The organism is Limosilactobacillus galli (genome assembly GCF_947381495.1).
GTDB lineage: Bacteria > Bacillota > Bacilli > Lactobacillales > Lactobacillaceae > Limosilactobacillus > Limosilactobacillus galli.
Map to the genome: position 1 here is coordinate 42,539 of NZ_CANCWK010000005.1, position 14,670 is coordinate 57,208.

A 14,670-nucleotide genomic window follows, 5' to 3' on the forward strand; every position below is an offset into this window, starting at 1 on the left:
TACTAGGTCGGTGATTAGGGGGTGTTAGTGGTAGATAAGTCCCCAGCTAAACTTACCGTTGACAAATATGAGCTTGATAATAAGCGCAAATACGAAGCTTGCCAGGAGGAGCAGAAGACTATAAAGAATGAGAGTTATCAGCTTTGCCAGGAAGACCGATTGCCGATTGGGGCTCTTGTAAAGTAGGGTAGCCATTGTATTGTTACGGAACTCCATCGCAACGAGGTTGGCGCTTAATGCGATCATGATAATGATGACCCATTGGCCGGACCCAAAGCCCTGGGAAACCAGGTCCTTATTGATGTAAGCAATTGGAATGGCGGAATAAATCATTAAGCCAAACAAAATGATGAAGGCGAGCCATGAAGAACGCTGGTGGGCCATTTTATATAACTCATGAGAGAATGTTATTTTCATCATTCAGCCCCCCGTTTCTTTTCTAAGGCGTTGACGATTGCCTGCTCAAAGGTTTTGCGGATCGGCGATAGCTCGGTGAGCAGGATCTGATGCTGGTACAGCAGTTGCTGGATTGGGGCAGTATCTTGGGTCCTAATGATCAAAGATTTATCTCGGTATTCAAATGGCAAATTGTTGGCATGCAGCAGATCTTGGACTTGCTTGTCGTCCGCGGTTGTCTTCAGCCGGTAATGGCTGATCTTGGTATTTTGAAACTTGTCAATTGGCACGTCCATGACAATCTCTCGGTGATTGAGGATAATTACCGAGGTCATCACCTTTTGCAATTCACTCAAGACGTGGCTGGAGATGAGAAAAGCCGTTCCATGCACAGCATATTCATGAATGATTTTGCGGATTGAGATGGTGGCTTCAACATCCAGGCCATTCATTGGTTCATCGAGGATAACCAATTTTGGATTGTTCAATAGGGCCAGGGCAATGCCGAGCTTCTGCTTCATCCCGATCGAATAGGATTTGGCGGGCCGGTCAATGTAGGCGGTCATCCCCAACCGCTTGATTAACCGATTAAGATCATCCTTGTCCCGTGAGTAGAGCGCCAGGTTCTCCTTCCCTGACAAAAATGGGTAGATTGCAGGATTCTCGATCAGGGCGCCCACGTTAACCAGGGACTTGTGATTACTAGCGGTAATCTGCTGACCATCGAAGGTAATGCTGCCGGTGAACTTGGTGAGGCCGAGTAGGGTCTTCATGATGGTGGTCTTGCCGGCACCATTCGGCCCAATCAGGCCAACGATTTCTCCGGGAGAAATGGTAAATGAGGCATTCTTTATGGCAAGTTTACGGCCGTAGTATATATTGATATTTTTAACATTAAGCATCGTGGGTCCCCTCCATTTAATAGACTCTTTCAGCTCAATTATACATGAAACCGTTTTTTGTTTAGTAATCTCACGTGATCAGATTGGAACGCAAAAAATAACCCATAGCGGGGAGTTTGAAGATTAAGGCAAATTCCCCGTTATGAGTTAAATTCATCTTACTATATAAAAATGTGAAGATCTTGCGTGCTTAAAACTTTTTTCTTAATTCGACTTCAGTACCACAAATGATAAGCGTAAGTAAGATTACCCCACTGGCCATAGTGAGGACGATACTATTATTCCCGGTCTGCGGTAAGGTTGACTGGCCACCCTTACTTGTTTGCACCTGAGTGTGAACGTGCTTAAGTGAGTTTTGATGAAGCAACGGCTTTTCCTGTGTCGTTGCTAGCTTTTGCGGAGTAGTTGTTGCCTTAGCAGACGTGGAAGTTTGGTCGTTAGTCATTCTTGATACACCTGTTGCTACCGTTTGTGAACCGGCAGAAGCAGGAGTACCAGTTGCTGGCGTTTGTGCCGTAGGGGCTTCGCTATGACTACTAGTCCTGGTCCCATTATTAATGGTGTCCTTTTGTTGCTGACTGTTGTTCTTTTGATCCTTTTGCTGCTGGCGGTATTGGTTTAAGAAAATAAACTGGTGATTGTCCTCGAATAGCTTCCCTAAGGCTAGCAGTAGGAAGTCATCACCTTTTCCACCTTCTAGTTGAACACCAAGTGGCAGACCAGCTGCGCTCACGTAAATTGGCAGACTCAAGGCCGGATCACCAGAAAGGTTTGCTAATTGCGTAAATGGTGTTTTGCTGAGACCATGGAGCCATGAGTCGTAGATTAATTGCATCTGCTGATTAAATGGCAGGTCCTTAATCTTCATCATCTTGGCAACATATTCTGGCAGGTAAGCCGGATCACTGTTCAATGGTGCTGTTGTGGCAGTCGTTGGCGTCAGGTAGATAGGATACTGCTGGTGAAAGGCTGTCATCTGTTGGTTGACCAAATTCAACTCGTTTCTGAACTGCTGACTAACGCTGCGAGGTGCCTTGCGACTGGCCTCATATAAGGCATAGGTCATCGGACTGACGTTACCATTGGTTACATCGTCTGCGGTTAAGTTTCGGTGCAGCTTTTGCTGGGCTAGGTAATTGGCGACTGAACCGTCATCTAACGCGCCTAAATAGTAAGTCTGCATCATCTTAACCCCATCAACGGGACTGTTTTGTTCTACAACATTAAAGCCCTGGGCGCGCAGGAAAGCCACTGCCTTGAGGACCGCGTTTTTAGCATCCTGGCTGACCGGAGTTCCCACTGGTGAAACGAGCGAGTAGGCAATCTTTACCTGCTTTAGGTTCGTAGGCATAGGCTGGAGCAACTGTTGAGCATGACGTGGATTCATTAACCCCTGAAGAAGGGTTGCCGTATCGGTAATATCCCGCGTATCCGCAAAGTTGACAACAGAAGGAGTCATTGAATCACCAGTAATCAGTCCCTGAGTTGGCTTAAGACCAATTACACCCGTCCAGGAAGCGGGGATTCTTAATGAACCACCGGCATCGTTTCCAGTGGCAATTGGGACGATGCCCGCGGCAACACTCGCCACGGCACCACCGGATGAACCACCAGTATTGTGATCAAGGTTCCACGGATTATGTGCAACACCGTTCAGGTTTGAATTAGTGATATTAATTAGACCTAATTCAGGGTAATTTGTCTGACCTACAATAACAAAGCCCATGTCCTGAAGCTTTTTAATAAAACTGTTCGTGAAGTGATACGTATTTCCCTTAAGGTAAGGCAAGCCATTAGTGTTAGGGTAACCCTTGTAGGATTGGCCTAAGCCTTTGATCAGAATCGGCACGCCATAAAATGGCTTATTATCCGCTGGTGTTTTCTGCAAGTCATTAACCTGCTTCTGAGCATTTTGCGGATCAGTGTAAATAACATTATTTAACTGACCATTAGTTTGGTCAATATGCTGGTAGACATGGTTAACTAAGGCCTGGTTATTGATGCTACCGTTCTTGATGCCCGCAGCAATTTTATGTGCCGACTGGTTGTCAGTCTGCTGAACATTCTCGTTAGTTGTGGGTGTCTGCTGAGGAGCCTGCGCCTGTTGACCTGTTTGGTCGGACGAAGTGCTCTGTTGTGAGCTGCTAGAATCAGTTGCTTGTCGATTCTGTACCTGGGTCTGCTGGACCGGCTGATTACCGGTATCGATATCGGCCATAACCGGAGCGGCCAGGCTGAGGTTACCAAGCAAGAGGACCAGCGCTGCTAGGCCTCTTGCTAATTTTGCTTTATTCCTTGCCATACAAAAACCTCCCAAATATCTAATACGGCCTAAGTATAGTACATATAAAATCGCTTTCAAATAAAAAGACTTTGTAATTTTACTTAATTAGGTTTGAAAGGGCTACGAGACCATAGTCTAACCTTGGCTGTCATCATTCAGCACCCCTTTATGCTTTTTGCAGATTATTTCACGGCAGCTTGTACCAGATCGATTGGAGCAAGTATGTTTGAATTTTATCAAGATCCTTTAGGCAAAAACGGTAAAGCAGGTTAGCCTACTCAAAACCAAGGACCAAGTTATTCACAATCTCATTAAACTTACCGGTACTTAGGGCTGTAACAAATTCAACGCTATTGTTGACTTGCTCACAATGTAAGCGCTTTACATTGATGACTGAAACTCCTACAATAAGATTGTGATTTCTAATCACGGAAAAAAGATTAAGGAGGGAACCCTGTATGAGTTTCTATAGTGATGAAGTAGTCGAGAAGATCGACTCCGCAACTCCCAGATTAAAGATCCTGACGCGAACGAACCTTGCCGCAACCCCACAGGCCAATATTATTATTTCGCACGGCCTGGCGGAGTACTCCGGCCGTTTTGACCCGCTTGCCAGTTACCTGGTCAAACATGATAACAACGTTTTTCGTTACGACCAGCTCGGTCATGGCGGTTCTGATGGTGTACGAGGGTTCCTTGCCTCACCAGATGACTTGTCGGACAATCTCAAGATAATGGTCGACCGGGTCAAGACCAAGTACCCGAACCTGCCGACCTTTATCCTCGGGCACAGTATGGGTGGGGAGACGGTCCTCCTGTACGGGGCCAAGTACCCGCATACCGTTGATGGCCTAGTGGTTACTGATCCGGTTTCGCTGCTTGAGGACCAGGAGATTGGGATGGCTAAGGCACTGCCGGTTTCCGGTGACGAAAAGGATGTCATTCCCAATTCGATTGGCGAAGGCCTGGTCACTGATCAGCGGGTGGTTGAGAAGTACAAGCATAACCCGCAGGTTCTCCACCAGCTGACGGTGGGAATTGAAAATGTCCTCTACCAGGGTGCCGTTTACCTTCGTGACCATATCGACCAGATTGTTGATCCCATCCTTTACCTGCAGGGCCAGGCAGATGGCCTCCTTTCCTACCGTGATGCACTGAAAGCTTATGCCGAAATCTCTTCGCCGGATAAGGAGCTCCACGTTTACTCGTTTCTCATGCACGAGATTCTGAATGAGCCCAGTCGCAAATGGGAGATCTACGGCGAAATTAATCGCTGGGTAAGTAAACGGATCTATTGAAAATTTGTGTAATTTAATTAAAAATGCCACCCGCTTCTATCTAATAGCCGGGTGGCATTCCTGTTTAATATAAATTTTTCGGGTGTGGCAATCCCTTGATTTCGTGACGGACGTGATTTAACATGTCGTCCACCATTTCGACCACGTGGGGATCGTCGAGAATATAGAAGACCTTGGTGCCTTCCTTATGGTTTCGCACCAGCTGGTAGCGTCGCAGGATCCTCAACTGTTTCGAAATAACGGGTTGGGCAATTCCCAGCGCTTGGACAATCTCGTTGACCGAAGCATCATTGTCCTGGTAGCGAAGGAAGTACAGGATCTTGATCCGGGTACTGTTGCTCAACACCTTGTAGATTTTAGTAGCTTCATTGATTAGGTCATCACTTATTTCCAACGAAGAGTTCACTCCTATATCAGATTAATTAGGTGACTGATCAGACCGCTGTCCCAGAATACGTAAAGACCGACCCCGATGTAGACAACTTTCATCAGGATTTCACTGTACTTGGTCATGAAGTGACTGACGACTGGAATCTCACCGACCAGTTTTAATAAGCATACTATAATTATCGTAAAAATGCCGACAAAGAGCAATACTTCTAGGAAGTGGGCGAAACTAACCCCGGTTAGGATCGGCAAAAAGATGGAGAGGTTACAGCCGGCACATACGGAGAGGTACGTGACCAGGACTGTGATGATCGGATTGTGACGGTCCTCGTTGCTGGGATCTTCGTCATTGTCGTGCAGGGCCATCCAGATTGGCAAAATCCCCAGGACTCCCAGTAGCCACTCGGGAAGAAACATTGCCAGAATTTGTCCGGCAAAGTAACTGGCCGCCACGAGGATGAGGACCCCCAGCAGGTAGCCGAGGATAACGTCACGCAGCTTAAACCTTCTTAGTAATAGCAATAGGATGAAGAAAAAGTCCAGGTTAACGGCGATGAAGGTTGCAATAATAACCCACCAGTTCATATGAATGCCTCCAATATATCTAATTCGATATATACTATATATCGAATTTGGTATATGTAAACTGGAAATCACAACTGATTTATTTTGAAGATAGTGGACTTTAGCCACTATCTTTGATGATGTATATGCACGAGGGAGGTCCAACAATGCTATCGACACAACAGATAAACATGATCAGACGGTTTAACCGCCAGTACACCCAGGCACTTGGGATCCTAAACAAGCACACCTTCGACATGGATATGACCTATCCGGAGGGACGGGTGCTGATTGAAATCGCCGAGAATGCGCCGGTGACCCCGATGATGCTTTCTAAGTGTCTCGGCCTGGACAAAAGTTATACCAGTCGGATCATTAAACAGCTGGAGAAAAAGGGAATCCTCTCTAAGAAGCGGTCAAAGCAGGACATGCGATCCGTGGAACTCCAGCTAACGGCACACGGCCAGGAGATCTTCGAGCAGGTAAACGACCGTTCAAATCAGCAGGTGGCCGGGCTACTAGCAAGCCTTTCTGTCGGCCAGCAGGAAAAGATCTTTAATGACGTGATGGAAATAAACACACTGCTTTTTGGAGGAAACGATGAAAATGACATGGAAGGTTAAGCGATTTGCGGAGCTGACAACTGCAGAACTGTACCAGATTTATTACCTGCGAACGGCAACCTTCGTGGTGGGCCAGGACCGGGTCTACCAAGAGGTCGATACTCGGGATCCCCAGGCCATCCACATCTTTGACCAGGATGACGACGGGGATGTGGTGGCCTATGCACGGGTTTACCCGATTGATGACGGGGCTAAGGTTTCCTTTGGCCGGGTGGTCACCAGCAGCAAGATCCGAGGCCGGGGTGTTGGCCGCCAGTTACTCAGCAGGGTCATGGAGACGATCAGGGATAATTTTCCCGGCAAGCCGATCGAGATTGAGTTCCAGAAGCAGGTGGAGGGCTTCTATCAGAAGTTCGGCTTTACCAGCAAGGGCGGTACTTTCACCTTCGAGTCTACGCCGCACGTGGTGATGGTTCACGAAGGACTAAGGCCGATGTGACCGATGAGCAGGCCGTCCTTGATGCAATTCCGGATACGATCGATTACATCGTGGATTTCGTGGGGGCACCGAGCAATGACCCCCAGGAGTTTATCAAACTGAACCAGCAGCCCGCTCACGTGACGCGGGCCGTGGCGGAAAAGCGGCATGCGAAGGCGACGGGCTTCATCGGTGGAATCCTGGGCCCAAAGAAGTTTACCACGGTGAAAAAGGAACTCATCGCATACCTTCAGGAGAGTTCGGTTCCGTTGGCCTACGTTGAACCGACCCTAGTGTATGGTGCCGGACGCAAAGATAAGATGACGCGTAACGTGCCCTTGCTGAAGTTCCTAGGGATCTTCTCACGGAAATTTAAGCCGGTGTTGGTCGGGGATGTTGTTGAGACATTGCAGCAACGGCTAGTCAGTTTGACATAGTGATGATATGAAAATACGCCTACTCAGAGTTTTCTGCTGGGTAGGCGTAATTTGATTTAGTAATAATATTAGTGGCGACTTGCCCGGTGGCCGCCGCCCTGGTGGATCTTGTGGACCCGACGCTTGAACTTGGGCCCATCATCCGTGATCAGACGGAAGTGGCGCATCTTACCGTTAAAGGGGTGGCCAGTCAGCCTGAGGTTGGTCCAGGACCGCATGATGTCGGTCATCTGGTCGATCTCCTTGAGCCGGTCCGGGTTGCCCTCTTTTTGCGCAGCCTCCTTGATGTCTGATTGCAGCCGGTAAACCAGGTTATTGTGGTAGGCGAGCAGCTCGTTCGTCAGCGGGGCATTGCGGTATTTGTTGAAGAGCCGCTGGATGACCTCCATGGCCTCCTTCGCGTTATGGGGCTGAATATAGCGGTGATCATCGTTACTCATTGCTAGAAAATCTCCTTACAAATTATTTTGACAATTATTTTGACATTTCTTGACTTTTAAGGCCCTGATTGGTATATTATACAGTGTGTTTAGCACTTGACCCTAAAGAGTGCTAAAAGGGGAAGTGATAAAAATGCTAACACAGCGTCAAAACAAGATCCTGCAAGCGATTGTACGTCAATACACGTCGACTGGTCAACCGGTGGGGTCACGGCATCTGGCGGAGGACTTGCCATTTAAGGTGAGTTCTGCGACGGTGCGTAACGAGATGGCCGTCCTGGAAAAGGCGGGCTTGATCTTGAAGGAGCATTCTTCATCCGGCCGGCTTCCTTCCAAGAAGGGCTACCGTTACTACGTTGACCACCTCCTGGACCCAAAGGCGGTGACGGACAATGACCTGGTTGTTATTCAAAACTCGCTAGGTACGAGTTTCCAAAAGATTGATGAGATCATCTCGCACTCGGCTGATATTTTATCAAATCTTACCTCGTACACGGCGTTTACCCTTAAGCCTGAGCAGGCGGATGTCCGGCTCAGCGGTTTTCGCCTCGTACCGCTTGGCAACCATAAAGTTATTGCCATTCTGGTAACGGATAGCGGGGATGTTGAGAGTCAGGCATTTACGCTGCCGCGCAACCTCGACTTGGATGCCTTGCAGGCCGTGATCCGGATGATCAATGACCAGCTGGTTGGGCTACCATTGGCCGATGTTATGAGACGGCTGAATGACGATATTCCGTTACGGATCATGCACTACATGCACAGTGCGGATGGCTTCCTGGATCTCTTTGACAACGTCGTATCAAAGGCTGCTCGCGAGCAGTTCTTTATCGGCGGCCGATTAAACCTGTTGGATTTCTCGAATACCCGGGACCCGCAGGCGTTGCAGACCATGTATCGTCTGTTGGATCATGATGATGAGCTTTCACACCTGCTCGATACCGGTAAAGCCGGTGACGGGGTCAACGTTCGCATCGGATCCGAGATTTCAAAAGACAAGGTGCTCGATAACTACAGTTTGATTACGGCAACCTATGATGTTGACCAGTATGGCAAGGGAATCATTGCCGTGCTGGGGCCGACCAGGATGCCGTACTCCCGGACGATTGGGCTAGTAAATGCCTTTCGTCAGGAACTGGCCAAGCGTCTCTTGGACTTTTATCGGCATTACTATGATTCATAGGAGGCGAGTTAATTGGCAGAAAAGAAGAATGAAAAGCAGGCTCAGCAGTCTGAAGACCAGGCAAAGAAAACTGCTCAGCAGGCACCTAAAAAAGATGATAAAGATAAAAAAGAATCAGCAACCAGTCAGGTTGATGAATTAAAAGCCCAAATCAAGGACCTTAAGCAGCAACTGGATGAGAAGGATGACAAGTACCTTCGTGCCGAGGCCGAAATTCAAAACATGACGACCCGTTTCAAGAAGGAACAGGCCCAACTTCTGAAGTACGATGGTCAAGACCTGGCCAAGTCCGTCTTACCAGTCCTGGACAACCTCAAGCGCGCATTGACGATTGAGGTCACCGACGAGAATGGCAAGCAATTGAAGAAGGGCATTCAGATGGTTCATGACCACCTGATCAACGCCTTGACTGACCACGGTATTACCGAGATCGAAGCCGAGGGCAAGCCATTTGATCCAACCCTTCACCAGGCGGTCCAAACCGTTCCGGTCAAGGATGGACAGCAGGCCGACACGGTTGTCCAGGTTCTGCAAGCTGGTTACCAGCTTAAGGATCGTGTTTTACGGCCAGCAATGGTTGTTGTGGCACAATAACTAAGATTTAATTTTATAAAAAAGAGGGAATAAAACTATGGCAAGCAATAAGATTATTGGTATTGACTTAGGTACTACTAACTCCGCCGTTGCCGTTATGGAAGGTAACGAACCAAAGATTATCACTAACCCAGAAGGGAGCCGGACAACGCCATCCGTTGTTTCATTCAAGAACGGCGAAACCCAAGTTGGTGAAGTTGCTAAGCGACAAGCAATCACGAACCCTAACACGATTTCTTCTATCAAGAGTCACATGGGTGAGGCCGGCTACACGGTTGAAGTGGACGGCAAGAAGTACACTCCACAAGAAATCTCCGCAATGATCCTGCAATACCTGAAGAAGTACGCCGAAGACTACATCGGTGACACGGTTGACAAGGCCGTTATCACGGTACCTGCATACTTCAACGACGCTCAACGGCAAGCCACTAAGGATGCCGGTAAGATTGCGGGCTTGGATGTTAAACGGATCATCAACGAACCGACTGCTTCTTCCCTGGCTTACGGCCTGGACAAGAAGGACAAGGATGAAAAGATCCTGGTTTACGACCTCGGTGGTGGGACCTTCGATGTTTCCATCCTGGAATTAGGTGACGGTGTCTTCCAAGTTCTCTCCACGAACGGTGATACGCACCTGGGTGGTGACGACTTCGACCAAAAGATCATGGATTGGCTGATCGAAGGCTTCAAGGAAGAAAACGGCGTTGACCTTTCTAAGGATAAGATGGCTTTGCAACGGTTGAAGGATGCCGCTGAAAAGGCTAAGAAGGACCTTTCTGGTGTTCAAGAAGCTCAAATCAGTCTGCCATTCATTTCCGCTGGTGAAAACGGCCCACTGCACTTGGAAAAGACCTTGACTCGTGCCCAATTCAACCAACTGACTAATGACCTGGTTGAACGGACGAAGCAACCAGTTCTGAACGCCCTGAAGGATGCCGACCTGTCATTCGACGACATCGACGAAGTTATCCTTAACGGTGGTTCAACTCGTATCCCAGCCGTTCAAGAAATGGTTAAGGAATTAACTGGTAAGGAACCTAACCACTCCATTAACCCTGATGAAGCCGTTGCCCTTGGTGCTGCTATCCAAGGTGGGGTTCTGACCGGTGATGTTAAGGATGTTGTTCTGCTCGATGTTACGCCACTGTCACTTGGTATTGAAACCATGGGTGGGGTCTTCACCAAACTGATCGACCGGAACACAACCATCCCAACTTCCAAGAGTCAAATCTTCTCTACGGCTGCTGATAACCAATCTGCCGTTGACATCCACGTTCTGCAGGGTGAACGGCCAATGGCAGCTGATAACAAGACCTTAGGGAACTTCCAGCTGACGGACATTCCTGCTGCTCCTCGTGGTGTTCCTCAGATCAAGGTTACCTTCGATATTGATAAGAACGGGATCGTTAACGTTTCTGCTAAGGACATGGGTACTGGCAAGGAACAAAAGATCGTTATCAAGTCCAACTCCGGTCTGTCCGATGAAGAAATCGAACGGATGAAGAAGGATGCCGAAGAACACGCCGAAGCCGACAAGAAGAAGAAGGAAGAGGTTGACCTGAAGAACGAAGTCGACCAAGAACTCTTCCAAGTCGACAAGACCTTGAAGGAAGTCAAGGGCAAGGTTCCTGAAGAAGACATTAAGAAGGCTGAGAGTGCCCGTGATGACCTGAAGAAGGCCAAGGAAAGCGGCAACCTCGATGACATGAAGGCCAAGAAGGATGCTTTGAACAAGGTTATCCAAGACCTCAGTGTCAAGCTCTACAAGCAGGCTCAAGGTGCCCAAGGTGGCGCTCAGGGCGGTGCTAACCCGAACAATGGTGGTGCCAACAACGGTAGCAACAACCAGAATGGTAACAATGGTGACACCGTTGATGGTGACTTCAAGGATGTAACGCCTGACGACAAGAAGTAATCTCAACTGTTGACAAAAGTAATGTAGAAGCCAAAGGCCATCGTTTGAGGACTTTGGCTTTTACTTTCATTTGCCAGTTGTGGTATAACTAAACCAAATCAACTTGTGAGGGATATATATGGCAGAAAAAGATTACTATGACATTTTAGGTGTCTCGAAAGACGCGTCTGAAGCGGATATCAAGCACGCATACCGGCGTTTGGCGGCGAAGTACCACCCGGATGTCAACCACGCTCCCGGCGCTGAAGAGAAGTTCAAGAAGATCAACGAAGCCTATGATGTCTTGAGTGACCAACAGAAGCGGGCCCAATACGATCAGTACGGTTCGGCTGGTCCGCAGGCCGGTGCTGGTGGCTTCGGCGGCTTTGGCGGTGGCCAGGGCGGCTTCAACCAGGGCTTCGGTGCTGGCGGCTTTGATGACATCTTTAGCCAGTTCTTCGGCGGTGGCGGCCGGACGCGGCAGGATCCGACGGCACCACGGCCGGGTCGTGACCTGCAATACGCAATGACCTTGAAGTTCATGGATGCGGTTTTCGGTAAGACCACCACTATCAAGTACGACCGTGACGAACAGTGCAAAACCTGTCACGGAACTGGTGCTAAGCCGGGCAAGTCCGCAACCACCTGTCAACGTTGTGGCGGGCGAGGCTTCATTGTTTCCGTTCAACGGACGCCGCTGGGCAACATGCAATCCCAGACGACCTGCCCAGAATGTCACGGGACTGGTAAGGTGATCAAGCCGGAAGACCGTTGTGAAACCTGCCACGGTACTGGTCACGTTCAAGAAAAGCACGAACTGGAAGTTAAGGTTCCAGCCGGGGTTGACGATGGTCAGCAGATGCGGCTCCAGGGCCAGGGTGACGCCGGTGCCAACGGTGGCCCAGCCGGGGACCTCTACATCGTCTTCCGGGTAACGCCGAGTCGGGATTTCCGTCGTGACGGTTCCACAATCTATGTTGACCGCGACATCTCCTTCGCCCAAGCTGCTTTAGGTGATGAGGTCAAGGTCAAGACCGTTCACGGTGACGTTAACCTGAAGATCCCTGCCGGCACCCAGTCCGAAACCAACTTCCGCCTGCGCGGCAAGGGGGTTCCGCACCTCAATGGCAACGGCAACGGTGACGAGCACGTAACGGTTCACGTGCGGACACCAAAGAGCCTGAATAAGCGGCAGCGTGAGGCGATGATGGCCTTCGCCGCAGCCAGTGGTGAGAACGTTAAGGGAGTCAAGAAGTCCGTCTTAGATAAGCTCAAGGACGCCTTTGAAGACCGTTAAAAGATAAATTAAGGACGACTGTTGCAGCAGCCGTCCTTTTGTCTTTTCATCCCTGCGGGGAGTTTGTTATACTAGAAATAGTATTTTCGTAGAAAGAGTGACGTAGAAAATGACAATGAGTCTAGATGAAATGAAGGCGCGCCAGAAGCGCATTCGTAACTTTTCAATTGTGGCCCATATTGACCATGGGAAGTCCACACTGGCTGACCGGATCCTGGAGATGACCGACTCGATCAGCAAGCGTGAGATGAAGAACCAGATTCTGGATGACATGCCCTTGGAGCGTGAACGGGGAATTACCATCAAGCTGAATGCCGTGGCCCTGACTTACCATGCCAAGGACGGCCAGGACTACATCTTCCACCTGATCGACACCCCAGGGCATGTGGACTTCTCCTACGAGGTGTCACGTTCCCTGGCGGCCTGTGAGGGTGCCCTCCTGGTTGTCGACGCGACCCAAGGGGTTGAGGCCCAGACGCTGGCCAATGTTTACCTGGCCCTGGATAACGACCTGGAGATTCTGCCGGTGATCAACAAGATCGACCTACCGTCCGCTGATCCGGAGGGGACCAAGAAGCAGATCGAGGACGAAATCGGCCTGGACACCAGTGAGGCCGTGGACGTCAGCGCCAAGACGGGCCTGGGGGTCGACAAGGTCCTGGAGAAGATCGTCAAGGACGTGCCCGCACCAACTGGCGATCTGACGGCGCCGTTGAAGGCCCTGATCTTCGACTCCAAGTACGATGACTACCGCGGGGTGGTCCTCAGTGTGCGTGTCTTTGAAGGGACCGTCAAGAAGGGCGATAAGATTCGCCTGATGAACAGCGGAACCGAGTACGAGGTTGCCGAAGTTGGGATCAACTCACCGAAGCCGCTGGCCCGTGACGTCCTGATGGCGGGGGACGTTGGTTACATTACCGCCGCCATCAAGGATATCAAGGATACCCGGGTCGGTGATACGGTTACCAACGCTGACCGGCCAACGGAGAAGCCGCTGGAAGGTTACCGGCAGATGACGCCGATGGTCTACGCTGGGCTTTACCCAACCGACAATGCCAAGTTCAACGACCTGCGTGATGCCCTGGAGAAGCTGCAACTGAACGATGCGGCGCTGACCTTTGAACCAGAATCGTCTCAGGCGCTGGGCTTCGGGTTCCGGTGCGGTTTCCTGGGCCTTCTGCACATGGATGTGGTTCAGGAACGGCTGGAGCGGGAGTTTAACCTCGACCTGATCACCACGGCGCCATCCGTTACCTACCACGTTGACCTGGCGGACGGATCGATGAAGGAGGTCGAGAACCCGGCTGAGATGCCGGATGCTTCCTCAATCAAGGACATTAAGGAGCCGTACGTCCGGGCCTCAATCATGGTACCGAATGATTACGTCGGCCCCGTTATGGAACTCTGTCAGCGGAAGCGGGGGATCTTTGACACGATGGAGTACCTCAGTGACACCCGGGTCAACGTGATCTACCATATTCCGTTGTCGGAAATTATCTTTGATTTCTTTGATAAGCTGAAGAGTTCGACCCGTGGGTATGCTTCCCTGGACTACGAGATCGATGACTACAAGCTAAGCAACCTGGTTAAAATCGATATCCTGCTGAACGGGGATAAGGTCGATGCTCTTAGCTTCATCGCTCACAAGGACTTTGCGGCTGAGCGTGGCCGGGACATCACCTCGAAGCTGAAGAAGATCATTCCACGGCAGAACTTCGAGATTCCGATCCAGGCGGCCATTGGTTCCAAGATCATCGCTCGGACCAACATCAAGGCCTACCGGAAGGATGTTACCGCGCGGATCCACACCGGGGACCCCGACCGGCGTGCCAAGCTGCTGGAAAAGCAGAAGCGTGGTAAGAAGCGGATGAAGGCCGTCGGTAAGGTTGATATCCCGCAGGAAGCCTTTATGGCCGTTCTGAAGACCGATGAGCAATTAGATGATAAGTGATC

At 49.9% G+C, this 14,670-nt stretch carries 15 protein-coding genes; 9 read left to right on the forward strand and 6 right to left on the reverse strand.

Annotation, left to right across the window (positions count from 1 at the left end; translation table 11 throughout):
* Nucleotides 1-24 precede the first annotated feature (24 nt).
* The 3 genes from QOS10_RS02205 to QOS10_RS02215 form a co-directional block, all read right to left on the reverse strand.
* Nucleotides 25-417, reverse strand: coding sequence for an ABC transporter permease (locus tag QOS10_RS02205; protein WP_283593409.1), 393 nt, complete (start codon nucleotides 415-417; stop codon nucleotides 25-27).
* Nucleotides 417-1,298, reverse strand: a complete 882-nt coding sequence (locus QOS10_RS02210; protein WP_283593410.1) for an ABC transporter ATP-binding protein — start codon at nucleotides 1,296-1,298, stop codon at nucleotides 417-419. The genes QOS10_RS02205 and QOS10_RS02210 overlap by 1 nt, the downstream gene beginning before the upstream one ends.
* A 190-nt stretch (nucleotides 1,299-1,488) precedes the next feature.
* Nucleotides 1,489-3,600 carry an amidase family protein gene (locus QOS10_RS02215; protein ID WP_283593411.1) on the reverse strand — a complete coding sequence of 704 codons (2,112 nt, stop codon included), beginning with the start codon at nucleotides 3,598-3,600 and terminating at the stop codon, nucleotides 1,489-1,491.
* A gap of 440 nt (nucleotides 3,601-4,040) precedes the next feature.
* On the opposite strand from QOS10_RS02215, the gene QOS10_RS02220 reads away from it, so the two are divergent.
* Nucleotides 4,041-4,880, forward strand: a complete 840-nt coding sequence (locus QOS10_RS02220) for an alpha/beta hydrolase (RefSeq protein ID WP_283593412.1) — start codon at nucleotides 4,041-4,043, stop codon at nucleotides 4,878-4,880.
* Between the two features lie 64 nt (nucleotides 4,881-4,944).
* On the opposite strand, the gene QOS10_RS02225 is transcribed toward QOS10_RS02220, so the two are convergent.
* Complete coding sequence (locus QOS10_RS02225; protein WP_283593413.1) at nucleotides 4,945-5,274, reverse strand: ArsR/SmtB family transcription factor; 330 nt, start codon at nucleotides 5,272-5,274, stop codon at nucleotides 4,945-4,947.
* Nucleotides 5,275-5,288: 14 nt separating this feature from the next.
* A complete protein-coding gene (locus tag QOS10_RS02230) occupies nucleotides 5,289-5,852 on the reverse strand; it encodes a cadmium resistance transporter (protein ID WP_283593415.1) in 564 nt (187 codons plus the stop codon).
* A gap of 146 nt (nucleotides 5,853-5,998) precedes the next feature.
* Between QOS10_RS02230 and QOS10_RS02235 the strand changes: the two genes are divergently transcribed.
* The 3 genes from QOS10_RS02235 to QOS10_RS02245 are packed head-to-tail and all read left to right on the forward strand — an operon-like array spanning nucleotide 5,999 to nucleotide 7,309.
* Nucleotides 5,999-6,454, forward strand: coding sequence for a MarR family winged helix-turn-helix transcriptional regulator (locus tag QOS10_RS02235; RefSeq protein WP_283593416.1), 456 nt, complete (start codon nucleotides 5,999-6,001; stop codon nucleotides 6,452-6,454).
* On the forward strand, nucleotides 6,438-6,893 hold the full coding sequence (locus QOS10_RS02240; RefSeq protein ID WP_283593445.1) for a GNAT family N-acetyltransferase: 456 nt from the start codon (nucleotides 6,438-6,440) through the stop codon (nucleotides 6,891-6,893). The genes QOS10_RS02235 and QOS10_RS02240 overlap by 17 nt, the downstream gene beginning before the upstream one ends.
* Nucleotides 6,890-7,309: an NAD(P)-dependent oxidoreductase gene (locus QOS10_RS02245; RefSeq protein ID WP_283593418.1), complete on the forward strand. Its 420-nt coding sequence runs from the start codon at nucleotides 6,890-6,892 to the stop codon at nucleotides 7,307-7,309. The genes QOS10_RS02240 and QOS10_RS02245 overlap by 4 nt, the downstream gene beginning before the upstream one ends.
* A gap of 68 nt (nucleotides 7,310-7,377) precedes the next feature.
* Here QOS10_RS02245 and QOS10_RS02250 read toward each other — a convergent pair whose 3' ends face one another.
* Nucleotides 7,378-7,749 carry a hypothetical protein gene (locus tag QOS10_RS02250; RefSeq protein WP_283593419.1) on the reverse strand — a complete coding sequence of 124 codons (372 nt, stop codon included), beginning with the start codon at nucleotides 7,747-7,749 and terminating at the stop codon, nucleotides 7,378-7,380.
* A 133-nt stretch (nucleotides 7,750-7,882) separates the two neighbouring features.
* Here QOS10_RS02250 and hrcA point away from each other — a divergent pair, with 133 nt between their 5' ends.
* The 5 genes from hrcA to lepA all read left to right on the forward strand — a co-directional run bounded on the left by hrcA (nucleotide 7,883) and on the right by lepA (nucleotide 14,668).
* Complete coding sequence (gene hrcA / locus QOS10_RS02255) at nucleotides 7,883-8,932, forward strand: heat-inducible transcriptional repressor HrcA (protein WP_283593420.1); 1,050 nt, start codon at nucleotides 7,883-7,885, stop codon at nucleotides 8,930-8,932.
* Between the two features lie 12 nt (nucleotides 8,933-8,944).
* Nucleotides 8,945-9,526, forward strand: a complete 582-nt coding sequence (grpE, locus tag QOS10_RS02260; protein ID WP_283593421.1) for a nucleotide exchange factor GrpE — start codon at nucleotides 8,945-8,947, stop codon at nucleotides 9,524-9,526.
* A gap of 37 nt (nucleotides 9,527-9,563) precedes the next feature.
* Nucleotides 9,564-11,441, forward strand: a complete 1,878-nt coding sequence (dnaK, locus tag QOS10_RS02265) for a molecular chaperone DnaK (protein ID WP_283593422.1) — start codon at nucleotides 9,564-9,566, stop codon at nucleotides 11,439-11,441.
* A gap of 118 nt (nucleotides 11,442-11,559) precedes the next feature.
* Nucleotides 11,560-12,717 carry a molecular chaperone DnaJ gene (dnaJ, locus tag QOS10_RS02270; RefSeq protein WP_283593423.1) on the forward strand — a complete coding sequence of 386 codons (1,158 nt, stop codon included), beginning with the start codon at nucleotides 11,560-11,562 and terminating at the stop codon, nucleotides 12,715-12,717.
* A 115-nt stretch (nucleotides 12,718-12,832) separates the two neighbouring features.
* Nucleotides 12,833-14,668 (forward strand): translation elongation factor 4, encoded by a 1,836-nt coding sequence (gene lepA, locus QOS10_RS02275; RefSeq protein WP_283593446.1) that lies wholly within the window; start codon nucleotides 12,833-12,835, stop codon nucleotides 14,666-14,668.
* Nucleotides 14,669-14,670: the final 2 nt, after the last annotated feature.